The 12,005-nt window shown below is 67.3% G+C and carries 14 protein-coding genes; 10 read left to right on the top strand and 4 right to left on the bottom strand.

The features are described 5' to 3' along the window. The first annotated feature begins 63 nt into the window (after window positions 1–63). The 4 genes from IPP98_04050 (at window position 64) to IPP98_04035 (ending at window position 3,846) form a co-directional block, all read left to right on the top strand. Window positions 64–981, top strand: a complete 918-nt coding sequence (locus IPP98_04050) for a hypothetical protein (protein MBL0178285.1) — start codon at window positions 64–66, stop codon at window positions 979–981. Window positions 982–1,130: 149 nt separating this feature from the next. After that, the gene (locus IPP98_04045) at window positions 1,131–1,508 is read left to right on the top strand and encodes a YciI family protein (protein ID MBL0178284.1); all 378 of its coding nucleotides are present in this window, start codon (window positions 1,131–1,133) and stop codon (window positions 1,506–1,508) included. Window positions 1,509–1,512: 4 nt separating this feature from the next. After that, window positions 1,513–2,751: an RNA polymerase subunit sigma-70 gene (locus IPP98_04040; protein MBL0178283.1), complete on the top strand. Its 1,239-nt coding sequence runs from the start codon at window positions 1,513–1,515 to the stop codon at window positions 2,749–2,751. A gap of 102 nt (window positions 2,752–2,853) precedes the next feature. Further along, window positions 2,854–3,846, top strand: coding sequence for an alkaline phosphatase family protein (locus IPP98_04035; protein ID MBL0178282.1), 993 nt, complete (start codon window positions 2,854–2,856; stop codon window positions 3,844–3,846). A 34-nt stretch (window positions 3,847–3,880) separates the two neighbouring features. Here the strand turns inward: IPP98_04035 and IPP98_04030 are convergent, their stop codons facing one another. Continuing rightward, complete coding sequence (locus tag IPP98_04030; protein ID MBL0178281.1) at window positions 3,881–4,186, bottom strand: hypothetical protein; 306 nt, start codon at window positions 4,184–4,186, stop codon at window positions 3,881–3,883. 218 nt (window positions 4,187–4,404) lie between these two features. On the opposite strand from IPP98_04030, the gene IPP98_04025 reads away from it, so the two are divergent. The 3 genes from IPP98_04025 to IPP98_04015 all read left to right on the top strand — a co-directional run bounded on the left by IPP98_04025 (window position 4,405) and on the right by IPP98_04015 (window position 8,359). Beyond that, window positions 4,405–5,058: a dihydrofolate reductase gene (locus IPP98_04025; GenBank protein ID MBL0178280.1), complete on the top strand. Its 654-nt coding sequence runs from the start codon at window positions 4,405–4,407 to the stop codon at window positions 5,056–5,058. 56 nt (window positions 5,059–5,114) lie between these two features. Next, complete coding sequence (locus tag IPP98_04020; GenBank protein ID MBL0178279.1) at window positions 5,115–5,528, top strand: hypothetical protein; 414 nt, start codon at window positions 5,115–5,117, stop codon at window positions 5,526–5,528. Between the two features lie 110 nt (window positions 5,529–5,638). Beyond that, complete coding sequence (locus IPP98_04015) at window positions 5,639–8,359, top strand: PKD domain-containing protein (GenBank protein ID MBL0178278.1); 2,721 nt, start codon at window positions 5,639–5,641, stop codon at window positions 8,357–8,359. A 16-nt stretch (window positions 8,360–8,375) separates the two neighbouring features. Here IPP98_04015 and IPP98_04010 read toward each other — a convergent pair whose 3' ends face one another. From IPP98_04010 to IPP98_04000, 3 genes are all read right to left on the bottom strand, one after another. After that, on the bottom strand, window positions 8,376–8,864 hold the full coding sequence (locus tag IPP98_04010; protein MBL0178277.1) for an SRPBCC domain-containing protein: 489 nt from the start codon (window positions 8,862–8,864) through the stop codon (window positions 8,376–8,378). Beyond that, window positions 8,861–9,202 carry a helix-turn-helix transcriptional regulator gene (locus IPP98_04005; protein ID MBL0178276.1) on the bottom strand — a complete coding sequence of 114 codons (342 nt, stop codon included), beginning with the start codon at window positions 9,200–9,202 and terminating at the stop codon, window positions 8,861–8,863. The genes IPP98_04010 and IPP98_04005 overlap by 4 nt, the downstream gene beginning before the upstream one ends. 147 nt (window positions 9,203–9,349) lie before the next feature. Next, the gene (locus IPP98_04000; GenBank protein ID MBL0178275.1) at window positions 9,350–9,724 is read right to left on the bottom strand and encodes an STAS/SEC14 domain-containing protein; all 375 of its coding nucleotides are present in this window, start codon (window positions 9,722–9,724) and stop codon (window positions 9,350–9,352) included. Between the two features lie 86 nt (window positions 9,725–9,810). Between IPP98_04000 and IPP98_03995 the strand changes: the two genes are divergently transcribed. The 3 genes from IPP98_03995 to IPP98_03985 all read left to right on the top strand — a co-directional run bounded on the left by IPP98_03995 (window position 9,811) and on the right by IPP98_03985 (window position 11,959). After that, a complete protein-coding gene (locus IPP98_03995) occupies window positions 9,811–10,413 on the top strand; it encodes a helix-turn-helix transcriptional regulator (GenBank protein ID MBL0178274.1) in 603 nt (200 codons plus the stop codon). Next, window positions 10,410–11,237 carry an SRPBCC domain-containing protein gene (locus IPP98_03990; protein ID MBL0178273.1) on the top strand — a complete coding sequence of 276 codons (828 nt, stop codon included), beginning with the start codon at window positions 10,410–10,412 and terminating at the stop codon, window positions 11,235–11,237. Before IPP98_03995 ends, IPP98_03990 begins: the two co-directional genes overlap by 4 nt. A 92-nt stretch (window positions 11,238–11,329) precedes the next feature. After that, entirely contained in the window at window positions 11,330–11,959 is a 630-nt protein-coding gene (locus IPP98_03985; GenBank protein ID MBL0178272.1) for a hypothetical protein, read from the top strand. Window positions 11,960–12,005: the final 46 nt, after the last annotated feature.

Below are 12,005 nucleotides of genomic sequence, written 5' to 3'. Positions count from 1 at the left end.
GCGACTCTCCGCACGGCGGGGTCGCCAGCGGTTCTTGATCGCCTCACCCAGGGAGGCTTCGCCGTGACGCTCCGCATCCGGCCATCCACAGCGCTCGCGTTGCTCGTCACCCTCGGTGCCGCGACGACTCCAGGCACGCTGTCCGCGCAGGCCAAGGGGTCACGCGCACTGGAGGGCGAGTGGATCTACGTCGAGGATCGCACCGCCGAGCGCGCCCTCGAGCAACTCGGCCCGCCGATGAGCTCGACATTCTCGATGCGCGTCGAGCAGGACGCGGTCATCCTCGTCCGCGGCCACGGCTCCGGGCATGCCAACGTTCGCATCGCGCTCGACGGCACGATCACCACGATCACCGACTCGACGCAGGTGGTGCGTTACCGTGGCGCGTGGAAGGACGGCGCGTTCAGCTACCAGGTCGACTTCGTGCGCGGCACGAGCGCGACGCCGAGCGGGACGATCCGGCGCGAGTTCCGCAGCACGCCCGAGGGGCTCGTGGTCCGCGCGGTCTCCGCACCGACCGGCCCGTATGAATCGATTGCCCTCTACCGCCATGCCGAAGACATCGCGATGCCCACCCCGGCCAAGGCCACGATCGGCGGCATCGGCTGGCTGGCCGGCGCGTGGACCGGCACGCGGAGCTCGGGGTCGACGATCGAGGAGCGGTGGAGTCCGCCGCTCGGCGGCGCGATGCTCGGCGTCTCGCGCACCGTCTCCCGCGGCCGGATGTCCGCGTTCGAGTACCTGCGCATGGTCGAGCGTGACAGCGGTCTGGTCTACATCGCCCAGCCCAACGGGGCCGCGCCGACCGACTTCGTGCTCACTGAACTGACGTCGACGCGCGCCGTCTTTGCCAATCCACGCCACGACTACCCGAAGCGGATCGTCTACGAGCTCTCGGCCGACGGCGCACTGACCGCCACGATCGGCTTCATGAAGGGCGGCACCCCTCGGCGCTTCGACTACCGGCGCGAGGGCAACTAGCAACTCGGGGGTGCGCTGCGTTCGAGGTCCCGAGGGACTCTCCGGGTGGGGGGACCGCAGCCCTCCCGGGCTGATGTCGATTCCGCCCTCCCTCTTTCGTCATTCGGGTACCCAGCCTCCCCACTCCACCCCAGCCCGGATATCCGACGATGCGATACGCACTCCTGATCCACTACCCGCAGCCCGCCGTCTCCACGCTGACCGAGGACGAGGTCAAGGCGGGCATGGCCGCCTTCCACGGCTATGCCAAGGCGCTCGATGACGCCGGCGTCCTCCGCTCGGCCGAGGTGCTCCAGACGATCGCCAGCGCAACAAGCGTGTCGCTCCAGCAGGGCAAGCTCCGGGTGCAGGATGGCCCCTTCGCCGATACCAAGGAGGCGTTCGCCGGCATCTTCATGGTCGACGTCCCCGACCTCGACGCCGCGCTCGCGTGGGCCGAGAAGTGCCCGGCGGCGCAGTGGGGCACCGTCGAGATCCGCCCATCGGGGGTCCGCTTCGTCGACGGCGCATGGACGAGCGCGGCATGAACCAATGACTCAGGACGCCGCGGCGCGCGCCGAGGAGGTGGCCCGCGCCGCGTACGGCCGCCTGCTCGCCATCCTCGCTGCAAAGGATGGTGACATCGAGTTGGCCGAGGACTGCCTCGCCGATGCGTTCGCGGAAGCACTCTGCTCATGGGGCGCGACGGGCGTCCCCCAGAATCCCGAGGCCTGGCTCCTCACGGTGGCGCGGAATCGACGCCACGATCTCCGCCGATCGGCGGCGCATCGACTCTCCGACCTGCTCGACGATGCGGCACGGAGTGGTGCGCTGCCGGTCGTGCCGGAGTTCGACCCCGGCGCGATCCCCGACCGGCGGCTCGCCCTCCTCTTCGTCTGCGCACACCCGGCGATCGACCCGGCGGTGCGCACGCCGCTCATGCTCCAGACGGTCCTCGGCTTCGACGCCGACCGGATCGCGCGCGCGTTCGCGATCCCGCCGGCGGCGATGGCGCAACGCCTGGTACGCGCCAAGCGCCGCATTCGCGACGCGCGCATCCCGTTCGTCGTGCCCGAACGCAGCCAGATGGCGGAGCGCCTCGCACCGGTGCTCGAAGCGGTCTACGGCACCTACGCGATCGACTTCCCGCTGGTTGCTGGCAGCGAGCCGCGCGATTCCCTCGCGGCCGAGTCCCACTATCTCGCCACCACGTTGGCCGAGCTGCTTCCGGACGCGCCCGAGGCGCTGGGCCTCGCCGCGCTGATCTCGTTGTCCTTCTCGCGGAGCCCTGCGCGCGGCGCGGCCGGCGAGTTCGTGCCACTCGACGCGCAGGATGCGTCGCGCTGGGACGCGGAACTCATCGCGCTCGGCGAACATTTCCTGCATCGGGCCAGTGCACTCGGCGGGATGGGCCGCTTCCAGATCGAGGCGGCGATCCAGTCGGTCCACTGCGCGCGCGCGACTTCCGGCGTCACCGACTGGCCGGTGCTTAGGACACTCCACGCCGCGCTCGTCACGATTGCGCCGACGCTCGGTGCGCGGGTCGCCTACGCCGCGGCGGTCGGACGAGTCGAGGGCGCGCAGGCGGGGCTCGATATGCTCGGGGCAATCACCGACGATGCCGCGCACCGCTTCCAGCCGGCATGGGCGACGCGCGCGCACCTGCTCGACGAGGCGGGGCGTTCAGAGCTGGCGGTGGAGGCGTACCAGCGCGCCATCTCGCTCACGACGGATATCGCGGCACGCAGGTACCTCGAGCAGCGGTGCGCGCGGCTGCTCGACGGGCGATAGACAGCACCCCACTCGCATCGCCAGATTCCGGACCCTGGCTTTCCGTAGGCAGGCGCGGCCCTCGGACGCCGCACAACGATCGGACCACAGAAGAGTGTACTGATGCTGCTCAGACCGATGGTCGGATTCCTCCTCGCGGTGGGCACCTTGTCTGCGTGCAGCCAACCGCTGGTCAGGAGCGCGGCGGTACCCCGCAAGGCGGTGTTTATCATCCTCGATGGCATCCCGGCCGACGTGATCGAACGGGTCGCCACGCCTTCGATCGATGCGATCGCCGCAGCCGGCGGTTACGCGCGTGCCCATGTGGGCGGCGAGCTCGGCGGCCCCACCGAGACACCGACCATCTCCGCACCGGGCTACATGAGTCTCCTGACGGCGACGTGGGCCAACAAGCACAACGTCCGCGGGAACAGCAAGCTGTCGCCCAACTACAACTACTGGAACATCTTCCGCATCGTCGAATCGGTCGACCCGTCCCGTCAGACCGCGCTCTTTTCCACCTGGCTCGACAACCGAACGGTGCTGCTCGGTGAAGGGCGTCCGGATGCGGGCAACTTCCGGCTCGATCACACAGCAGACGGCTTCGAGCGGGACACCGTCGCCTTCCCACACGATGCTGCGTCGAGCTACATCCTGGCCATCGACGAACGGGTGGCCACGGATGCCGCCGCGTACATCGCGGCGAAGGGACCCGACCTTTCGTGGGTCTATCTCCAGCATACGGACGATGCCGCGCACGCGAACGGCGATGGCGAGGGGTTCTTCGCGGCGGTGCGGCAGGCGGATGCCATGGTGGGGCGCATTTGGGAGGCGGTCAAGCAGCGTCAGGCGATGGGCGAGGAGTGGATGATCGTCGTGACTACCGACCACGGGCGCGACGCCAGCACCGGCAAGGGCCACGGCGGACAATCCGCGCGCGAGCGCACGACATGGATCGCGACCAATCAGTCGGCGCTCGATCCGCGCTTCAGGAGTGGAGCGCTGGCGATTGTGGACATCGCCCCCTCGATCCTGCAGCATCTGGGCATCACCGTCCCGGCGGCGGTGGCACGGGAGATGGAAGGCATCTCGTTTCTGCGGCCGGGTGGGCGCTGAGGCGAGACACCGTTCCGTCGGCCTGCCGTCGCGATCAGTCCTTGTGTTTGACGTGCATGTTGGACTCGGTCACGGCGCCTTTGCCCTCGGTCGGGTGATCATGCTTGGCCTGATCCTTGGCCAGTCGGTTCTTCTCGCTCTTCATGTCGGCATCGTCGTGCTGCTCGCGACCCTCAAACATCCGGTCCTTGCCACTGTCGTCGTGCTTGCGGACGTCGTCGGCGTCATGGCCGGGGTGCGCATGCGCGTCGGCCTCGGCGACTTCCTTCTTCGATCGCGCCGCCTCATCGAGCGCCTTGTCGCTGCTGCTGTGCATGTACCCGCTCTTGTCCTTGCTCATGGTCCTTCTCCAGTGTCGTGGGGCTGTGTCATCAGGCTTGCACGAGCGGAGACGCGGTGGGCGAGCCGCATGAACACATCCCGTCGCCGGATCCGGGAGAGGCTCACAGTCGCCGCACTTGCCGACGTGATGACAGGATTGGAGATTGGGTGCACCACCCCCCGCCGGCCCCCAGCCACTGCCACGAGTAACGGATCGATGCCCACAGGGACCTACCCATGACGCGAGTCCGAGTCGAGAGCTTTACCATCTCCCTGGACGGCTACGGCGCCGGCCCGCAGCAGGACATCGACAATCCCCTCGGCGTTGGCGGCTCCGATCTGCATCAATGGCTCTTCCCGACCCACACCCTGCAACGCGCCTTGTTCGGCAACGAGGACGGCACCCGCGGGGTGGACGATGACTTCGCCGCGCGTGGCTTCCGCAATGTCGGCTCATGGATTCTGGGGCGGAACATGTTCGGCCCCATCCGCGGCCCCTGGCCAGACCTGGAGTGGAAGGGATGGTGGGGGGAGAATCCACCGTATCACTTTCCCGTCTTCGTCTTGACGCATCATGCGCGGCCACCGCTCGAGATGGCGGGCGGCACGACCTTCCACTTCGTCACGGGCGGCATTCACGAGGCGCTCGACCGGGCACGCGCCGCGGCGGGTGACCTCGACGTGCGGATCGGCGGCGGGGCGACCACGATCCAGCAGTACCTTCGTGCCGGCCTCATCGACGAACTCCATCTGGCGATTGCCCCGGTTCTGCTTGGCGCGGGCGAGAGACTGTTCGACGGGGTCGACATGCGCGAACTCGGCTACGCGTGCGTCGAGATGGCGGCCACGGAGAAGGCCACGCACGTTGTTCTGCGGCGGGTCCTCTCATGAGCCCCTCAGCGCCAAGCAGCCAGCCTGCGGCCGAGCGACGCGCAGCGGAATCGACCATGCGTGGCTTGCTGGCCACGATCGCCCCCACGCAGGAACGACTCACCGCCACCGTGCGCCGCTGGCTGCGAACGCGCCTCCCGGCAGCCCATGAACTGGTCTACGAGTATGCCGACTGTGTCGTCCTGAGCTTTTCGCCGAGCGGACGCGGCATGGAGGGCATTCTCGGCATCCGCACGAGCGAGGACGAGGTCCGGGTGTACTTCAATCCGGGCAAGGGATTGGCCGATCCGGAGAAGCTCCTGCAGGGCACTGCCAAGCTGACCCGGTGGATCACCGTGGAGAGCGCGGCGACCCTGAAGCGTCCGGCCGTCGTGGCGTTGGTCGATCAGGCCATTGCCCGCAATCGGATCCCGTTCGTGCATACCGGGCTTGGGCCGGTAACCATCCAGTCGTTGCGGACCAAGAAGTAGCGGCGGTCCCGCACATGATGCGGCCGCCGGGGCCGACTCACTGCGATGAGTGAGCCTCCGCCGGCCATTTCGGCGCGTCTCTGGTAGTGTACGCCATCTCCGGAGACCCCATGTGCCATTCCACCTGTGCCTTCCCGCTCTCCCGCCGCGCTGCCACGCTACTGCTCCTGGTGCTCGGCGCATGCGGGGGAGGCAGCACCGGCACCACGCCACCAGCTGGCAGCCCTGCGTCGATCGCCATCACGGCCGGCGACCAGCAGCAAGCCGCCTCCGGGGTGGCGGTACCCGTCGCCCCTGCAGTACTCGTCCGCGATGCCGCGCAGGCGCCAGTGGCTGGTGCCACCGTTCACTTTTCGGTGACCAGCGGGGGCGGTACGATCACGGGAGCCAACGCCCTCACGGATGGTAGCGGCGTCGCTCGTCTGGGTCAGTGGACCCTTGGCCCGGCAGGCGCACAGCGACTGGCGGCCCAGGTGGGCTCATTGGCGGCGGTGACATTTCAGGCCACGCTGAGTGTGGCCGGCACGGGGGGGGTGGAGGGCACCATCGGCACGGGCGGGGGAACCATCCAGATCACGGCCGCAGGAGAACCCTATCAGGGCCTTCAGGTGACCGTGCCGGCGGGGACCTTCGCCGCGAGTGGCGTCATTCGACTGCGAAATCTCGCTGGCCAGAGTCCGCCGTCCCTGCCAACCGGCTACCAGGCCGTCGGCCCGATGCTGGAGATTGCGACCGACCAGCCGCGCGGTGCCCAGCTGATGACCATCGACGTGCCGATCACGCGCGCTCCGGGCACCGATGTCGTGCTGGTGATGCGCGACCCATCGCGCGGCGTCATGGAGGTCATGCCGACGGTGGCGCGCACCTCGACATCGATCCGCGTCGTCACGACCCACCTCCGCGGCGATCTGCTCCGTGGGCCTGGCGCACAGCCGGGGCTGCTCAGCACGAGCCGGGGCTTCTCCGTGGGTCAACTGATCCCCGTCTCGATGCTCGTCCCCGTGGCGCCGGCCGGACCAGTGGTCGCCCCGTCGATCGGCCGCTGGCCCGTATTGGACCATGGATCGGCACAGGCGCCCAACGGCTTCAGTGCCGGACTGGCCGCGTTGCAGTCGCTGGCCGGGACTGCTTCCGTACTGCTCGGCAACGTTGTCAAGCCACTGGCTACGCCAGGATTCTATGCAGACAAGGGACCGCTCGCCGCGGCGAAGATTGCGCAGGCCGAAGTCCAGACCAGCAGCGGAACATTCAGTTCCATCTTCTCCGCACTGTCGACACTGTCGAGTACGGTGCGCGATGAATTGCTGCACGACAACATTGTGGCGTCACTCGCCATCGGGGGTCAGCCGGTGCCGGTGGCACTTTTTGGCACTGGCCAAGCCCCGGCGCTGTTCGCCACGGCGATTGCCGGGACGGCTGCCGACCTCACCCTGCTCAATCCGGCGGAGAACGCCCCGGTGATCTGGAGCCGCTCGGTGGCAGCGGGATATGCGGCACTTGCCACCCACGTCACCGCCGACCAGGCCCTCGTGACGGTAAGTACCGCGATCCCCGTCTCCTCGTTCACCACCACCTTCAGCAAGATCAGCGCAACCCTGTCGGACCTGGCGTCCCTCGCGCAATCGGCGGCGACTGCGCGTCGCCAGAAGAACGATGCGATGGGTGCCTCGGCCGGTATCCCGGAGGTGGCCGTTGAAGTCCAGAGCGCGCCCGGCGGCTCGTTCACTCCGATCAGCAACAACACCATCGTCGTTCGGAACAGTTCGACCACCATTCGCGTGCCGAGCATCGGTGGGGGAACGACCGGCTGGGTGATCAACTTGCCGACGACAGGCGCTGAGGTCGGCCGCGCGAACGGCACCGATCTACCGGTGACCTCGCTGTCGAACTTCGCCGCGATTCCCGATGGCGTCCCGACCGAGATGGTGGTGTCGCCCTTCGCGCGGGTTGGTGGACTGCTACGGCAGATGTCGGCACATCTCCTGACCGTCACCAAGGCCCCGTTCACGGTGTCGCCCGAAATCTCGAACTTCACTGCGGCGTTTGCTCCGCTCACCTTCACGGCAACCGTGTCTTCACCCCCGGCCACCGGGTATCTCATTGAATGGGACTGGGGAGCCGGCAGCACCACGGTGAGTCGCAATACCACGACGGCGACACATTCGTACCCGGAAGTGAAGGACTACACGGTCATCGCCACCCTCTTTGATGAAGCCAGCGGCGCCAGCCTTGCGGCGGACACTGTCAAGGTGCAGGCGAATGCCGTCTCGCATTGGCGGCTGACGTCCATCACCGATCCGAACCACTACCTTCCACTGGATCCGGCAGACGACTTCGCCGACGATGCCGCTTTGCGGCGTCTCCTGGCATCGCCCGGCATGGGCCTGATCTCCGTGAGTCAGCAGACCGTCACCACAAGCGAGCTTGAACTGCGGATCCTCACGACGCCGTGGGACCCGACCGACCCGTTCCCAGGGGTCGCACGTCGCGCAGGTGAGTTCGACTTCCCCCTCGGCCATGTGCCGACGGAGGTTTTTGCCCTGGGGCCGTTCTTCACTGGGTGGGGCACGAATTTCTGGACGCAGTCCACGACCGACTTGAACAGCGGCACGATGACCGGTCAGTCGAATTTCGGGACCATGGTCTACACTGTGAAGGACGCCGGAGTTCAGACCGGGCCTTCTGGCGCCTCTCGTTTCACGGCCACGCGTACTGGGACCACCATGACGGGCACGATTTCGATATGGATCTGGTGGGTCACCGAGGACGAGGTGCTGCAAGATCCCCCGCAGGAGTACCGTTTCCCGTTCACCGCCACGCGCCTGCGGTAGCGAATGTCTGGGCGCACTACTTCAATGCCAGGGCGTGCGCCACGAACTGGTCGATGGCGATCTCGGTTCCCTGGTAGAAGCCCGACTCCTTGTTGGCAGTCAGGTCGGCTTCGCTCCGGTGCAGCGCCGTGAAGACGTAGCGCGTTCCGGTGCCCGCGGCCTCCAGCTTCATGATCGCGGTGATCGGGATGTCATCGAAGACTGCCGGCCGATAGCCGGGGAAGAGCATCGACGTCCAGACGAGACGTTGCCATGGCACGACCTCGAGCACGCAACCGACGTTCGGCACCTCCTGCCCGCCACCCACGACAATGTCGATGCGGATGATGCCGCCGGGGCGCAACTCCAGCTCTGCCCGCGCCACCCTGCCCCACTCTCTCGGCATGTACCACTCCTTGAGATGCGCCGGGTTGGTCAATGCCTCCCAGACAAGGCGCGGTGATGCGTCGATCGTGCGTTCGATTGCGAAGTCGAGTGTCGGATTGAAGCCAAAGTGCTGACTCATGATGCGGACTCCTTCTGCTTGAGGTGTTTGACGTGGGCGTCGAAGCGGTCGAGTCGCTTCTCCCACTCATGACGCCGCGCGGTCAGCCAATCGTCGACGACCTTGAGCCGTTCGGGCGCGAGCTCGTACGTGCGGACCCTCCCCTGCTTTCTCGACTTCACCAATCGGCTCTGCTCGAGCACCGCGAGGTGCTGGACGAACGAGGGGAGCTGCATGGCGAACGGCGCTGCGAGGTCGGTGACGGTCGCGGGTCCGGCGGAGAGGCGCTCAAGGACTTTACGTCGGGTCGGGTTGGCGAGGGCGTGGAAGACGGCATCGGTGGCTGCGGTTTGGACCATGTCTGGCACCATCCGAGTGGCGGGTGAGCTGACCTGCGCGAGACAGTCTAGCACCCGACAACACTTCGGTCAATACCTAAGTGTTAAGTCCCATAGCGTCCGCTGGCCGACGAGCTCACGCGGATCAAGTGGCGGTGCGTTGGCGCATCAAGACGGTTGGCTCAGCCACCGCTCTGCGGCGTCCACGTCCTCGAACACGTGGACCTCGATCTGGGGATTGCGATTCAGAATCCGGAAGATCCGCGCGAAGCCGGCGACCGCGACGGTCGGGGCCACGAGGGCGGAACGGAAGGCATTGGGGAAGCGCTGCACGCCGCGGACCCGCGCGGCCAAGATGGCGAGGTTGAAGGTGGTATCCGTGGCCACCATGGCGGACATGTCCACCAGACGATCCGGCACTCGGCCGAGCTCACGCTCGTGGGCGCGCAACTCGCCCGCAACCTCGCGGAGGTCGGCCCCGGTGAGGGTTCCGGAGAACCAGACCCGGACGTAGGGCATCTGAAGCAGGACACGATAGGCCATTCTCTCAAAACTAGCGAACCGGGACGAGGGCAAGACTTCCTGGGGTCACCATTGACAATATATTTTGTCAAAGGTATGCTCTCTCCATGCTTGATATCCACGTCATCGACGACCCGGCCGCGGCCTCCTCGGCCCTCGAGCCGATCCGCAACCGGCTCCTCTCTGAACTGGCCACCCCAGCGTCAGCGGCAACGCTGGCCGCCCGGGTTGGTCTGGCCCGGCAGAAGGTCAACTACCACCTGCACGCCCTCGAGGCGCACGGATTGGTGCGATTGGCCGAGGAGCGGAAGTGGGGAGGGCTGACGGAACGGCTGCTGGTCGCGACCGCCGCGTCGTATGTCGTCAGCCCAGGGGCGATGGGGCCGGTCGCCATCGATCCGAAGCGCGAAGTCGATCGACTCTCCGCGAGCTACCTGATCGCCGTGGGTGCCAGGATCATCCGCGAAGTGGCCGACCTGGTGCGCCGTGCGGAGAAGGCGGGGAAGCGTCTGGCGACGCTGAGTGTCGACACCGAGATCTGCTTTCGGTCCGCGTCGGATCGCGCGGCGTTCAGCAAGGAGCTCGCCGGCGCCATCGCGACGCTCAGCGCGAAGTACCACGATCCGTCCGCCCCCGACGGACGGCCGCATCGCCTGATGGTCCTGGCACACCCCATCCCGCAGCAATCCACTCCCAAGGAGCTGACATGAGCGTGAAACGAGAAGCCTCTGGACGTCGTTCCATCGAGGTCGAGATCGAGGTTCCCGGCACGCCGGACGAGGTCTGGCAAGCGATCGCGACCGGACCGGGCATTTCTGCGTGGTTCGTGCCGGCACAGTTCGAGGAGGAAGGCGGAAAGCCGGTCGCGCTCAACCTCGATTTCGGTCCGGCGATGGATCCCCGCTCGGTGGTGACGGCATGGAATCCGCCGAAGCTGTTCGCGCGGGAGGGTGCAGGGTGGGCTCCGGGCTCGCCGCCGATCGCCACCGAATTCAGCGTCGAGGCACGCGCGGGTGGAGTCTGCGTGGTGCGGGTGGTCCAGAGCCTCTTCGCCAGCACCGACGACTGGGACGCGCAGCTGACCGGCGCCGAAGAAGGGTGGCCCGGCATCGCCCGGATCCTGCGGCTCTACCTCGCGCACTTCCGCGGGCAGCCCTCGGCGATCATGCGAATCATGGTGCCTGTGCCGGGAACGGCGGCGGAGGCCTGGGCCACACTGACCGGAGCACTCGGCTTGGACGATGCGAGCGTCGGCGCCTCGTGGGCCGCACCAGCTGGCGCCCCTCCGCTCGGCGGACTCATCGAGCATGTCAGCGACAGCCCCTACGGTGTCCTCGTGCGGCTCGACTCGCCCGGCCCCGGCACTGCCGCGCTCGGCACCATCGCATTCGGTGACTTCGTCATGGCGACGCTGACCTTCTGCTTGTACGGTGACCAGGCAATCGCCAACGTCGAACGTGCCACCCCGCAGTGGCAAGCGTGGATGCACGAGCGCTTCCCGATGCCGGCAGTCATGGACGACGCCGCATCATGAGTGGCGCACCGACACGCGCGCTGAGCATCCTCGCGCTCGCGATGCTCTGTGCCGTGGCAGCAGCCGCGGCGCAGGCGGAGACCTACCCGAAGATGGCGGCGATCGGTGCGTACCAGATGGAGGAACGCGCCGAGATTCAGCTCGCCCGCAGCGCGGCGCCCACCTCGATTTCGAGCAATGCGACGATCCTGGTCCTCGGGCCGCAAGGATACCGGACCGCGGTCGAAGGGACGAACGGCTTTGTGTGCATGGTGGCGCGCAGCTGGATGGCGGCGTTCGACTGGCCGGAGTTCTACAACCCGAAGGTACGAGCCGCCGACTGCATGAATCGCCAGGCGGCGCGGACGATTCTCCCCATCGTGCTCCTGCGCAGCCGGCTGGCGATGGCCGGTCGTCCCAAGGCGGAGATCCTGGCGGCGATCAAGGCAGCGGTCACCAATGGTGAGGTGCCGGCGCTCCAAAGCGGCGCCATGTCCTACATGATGTCGCGCACGGCCTACCTCACCGATGAGGGCACCCACAACATGCCGCATGTCATGTTCTTCACCGCGGGCGTGGAGGCCGAGGACTGGGGCGCTGCGGGGGCAGACTCGCCATTCATGGCCGCCCCGTACTGGTTCTTCTCGTCGACGGATACAGCGCCAATGCAGGGACTGCCTCCGATGCTGGTGTTCCTGATCGGGGTCGCGAACTGGTCCGATGGAACGCCCGCCCACCCCTGAGCCTGCGAGCGAGGTATGTTCTCTGGCTGCGCCACGGCGCGCAGAT

The organism is Gemmatimonadota bacterium, assembly GCA_016720805.1.
In the GTDB taxonomy this organism is placed as follows: domain Bacteria; phylum Gemmatimonadota; class Gemmatimonadetes; order Gemmatimonadales; family GWC2-71-9; genus Palsa-1233.
This window is presented reverse-complemented; position numbering and strand designations above follow the sequence as displayed.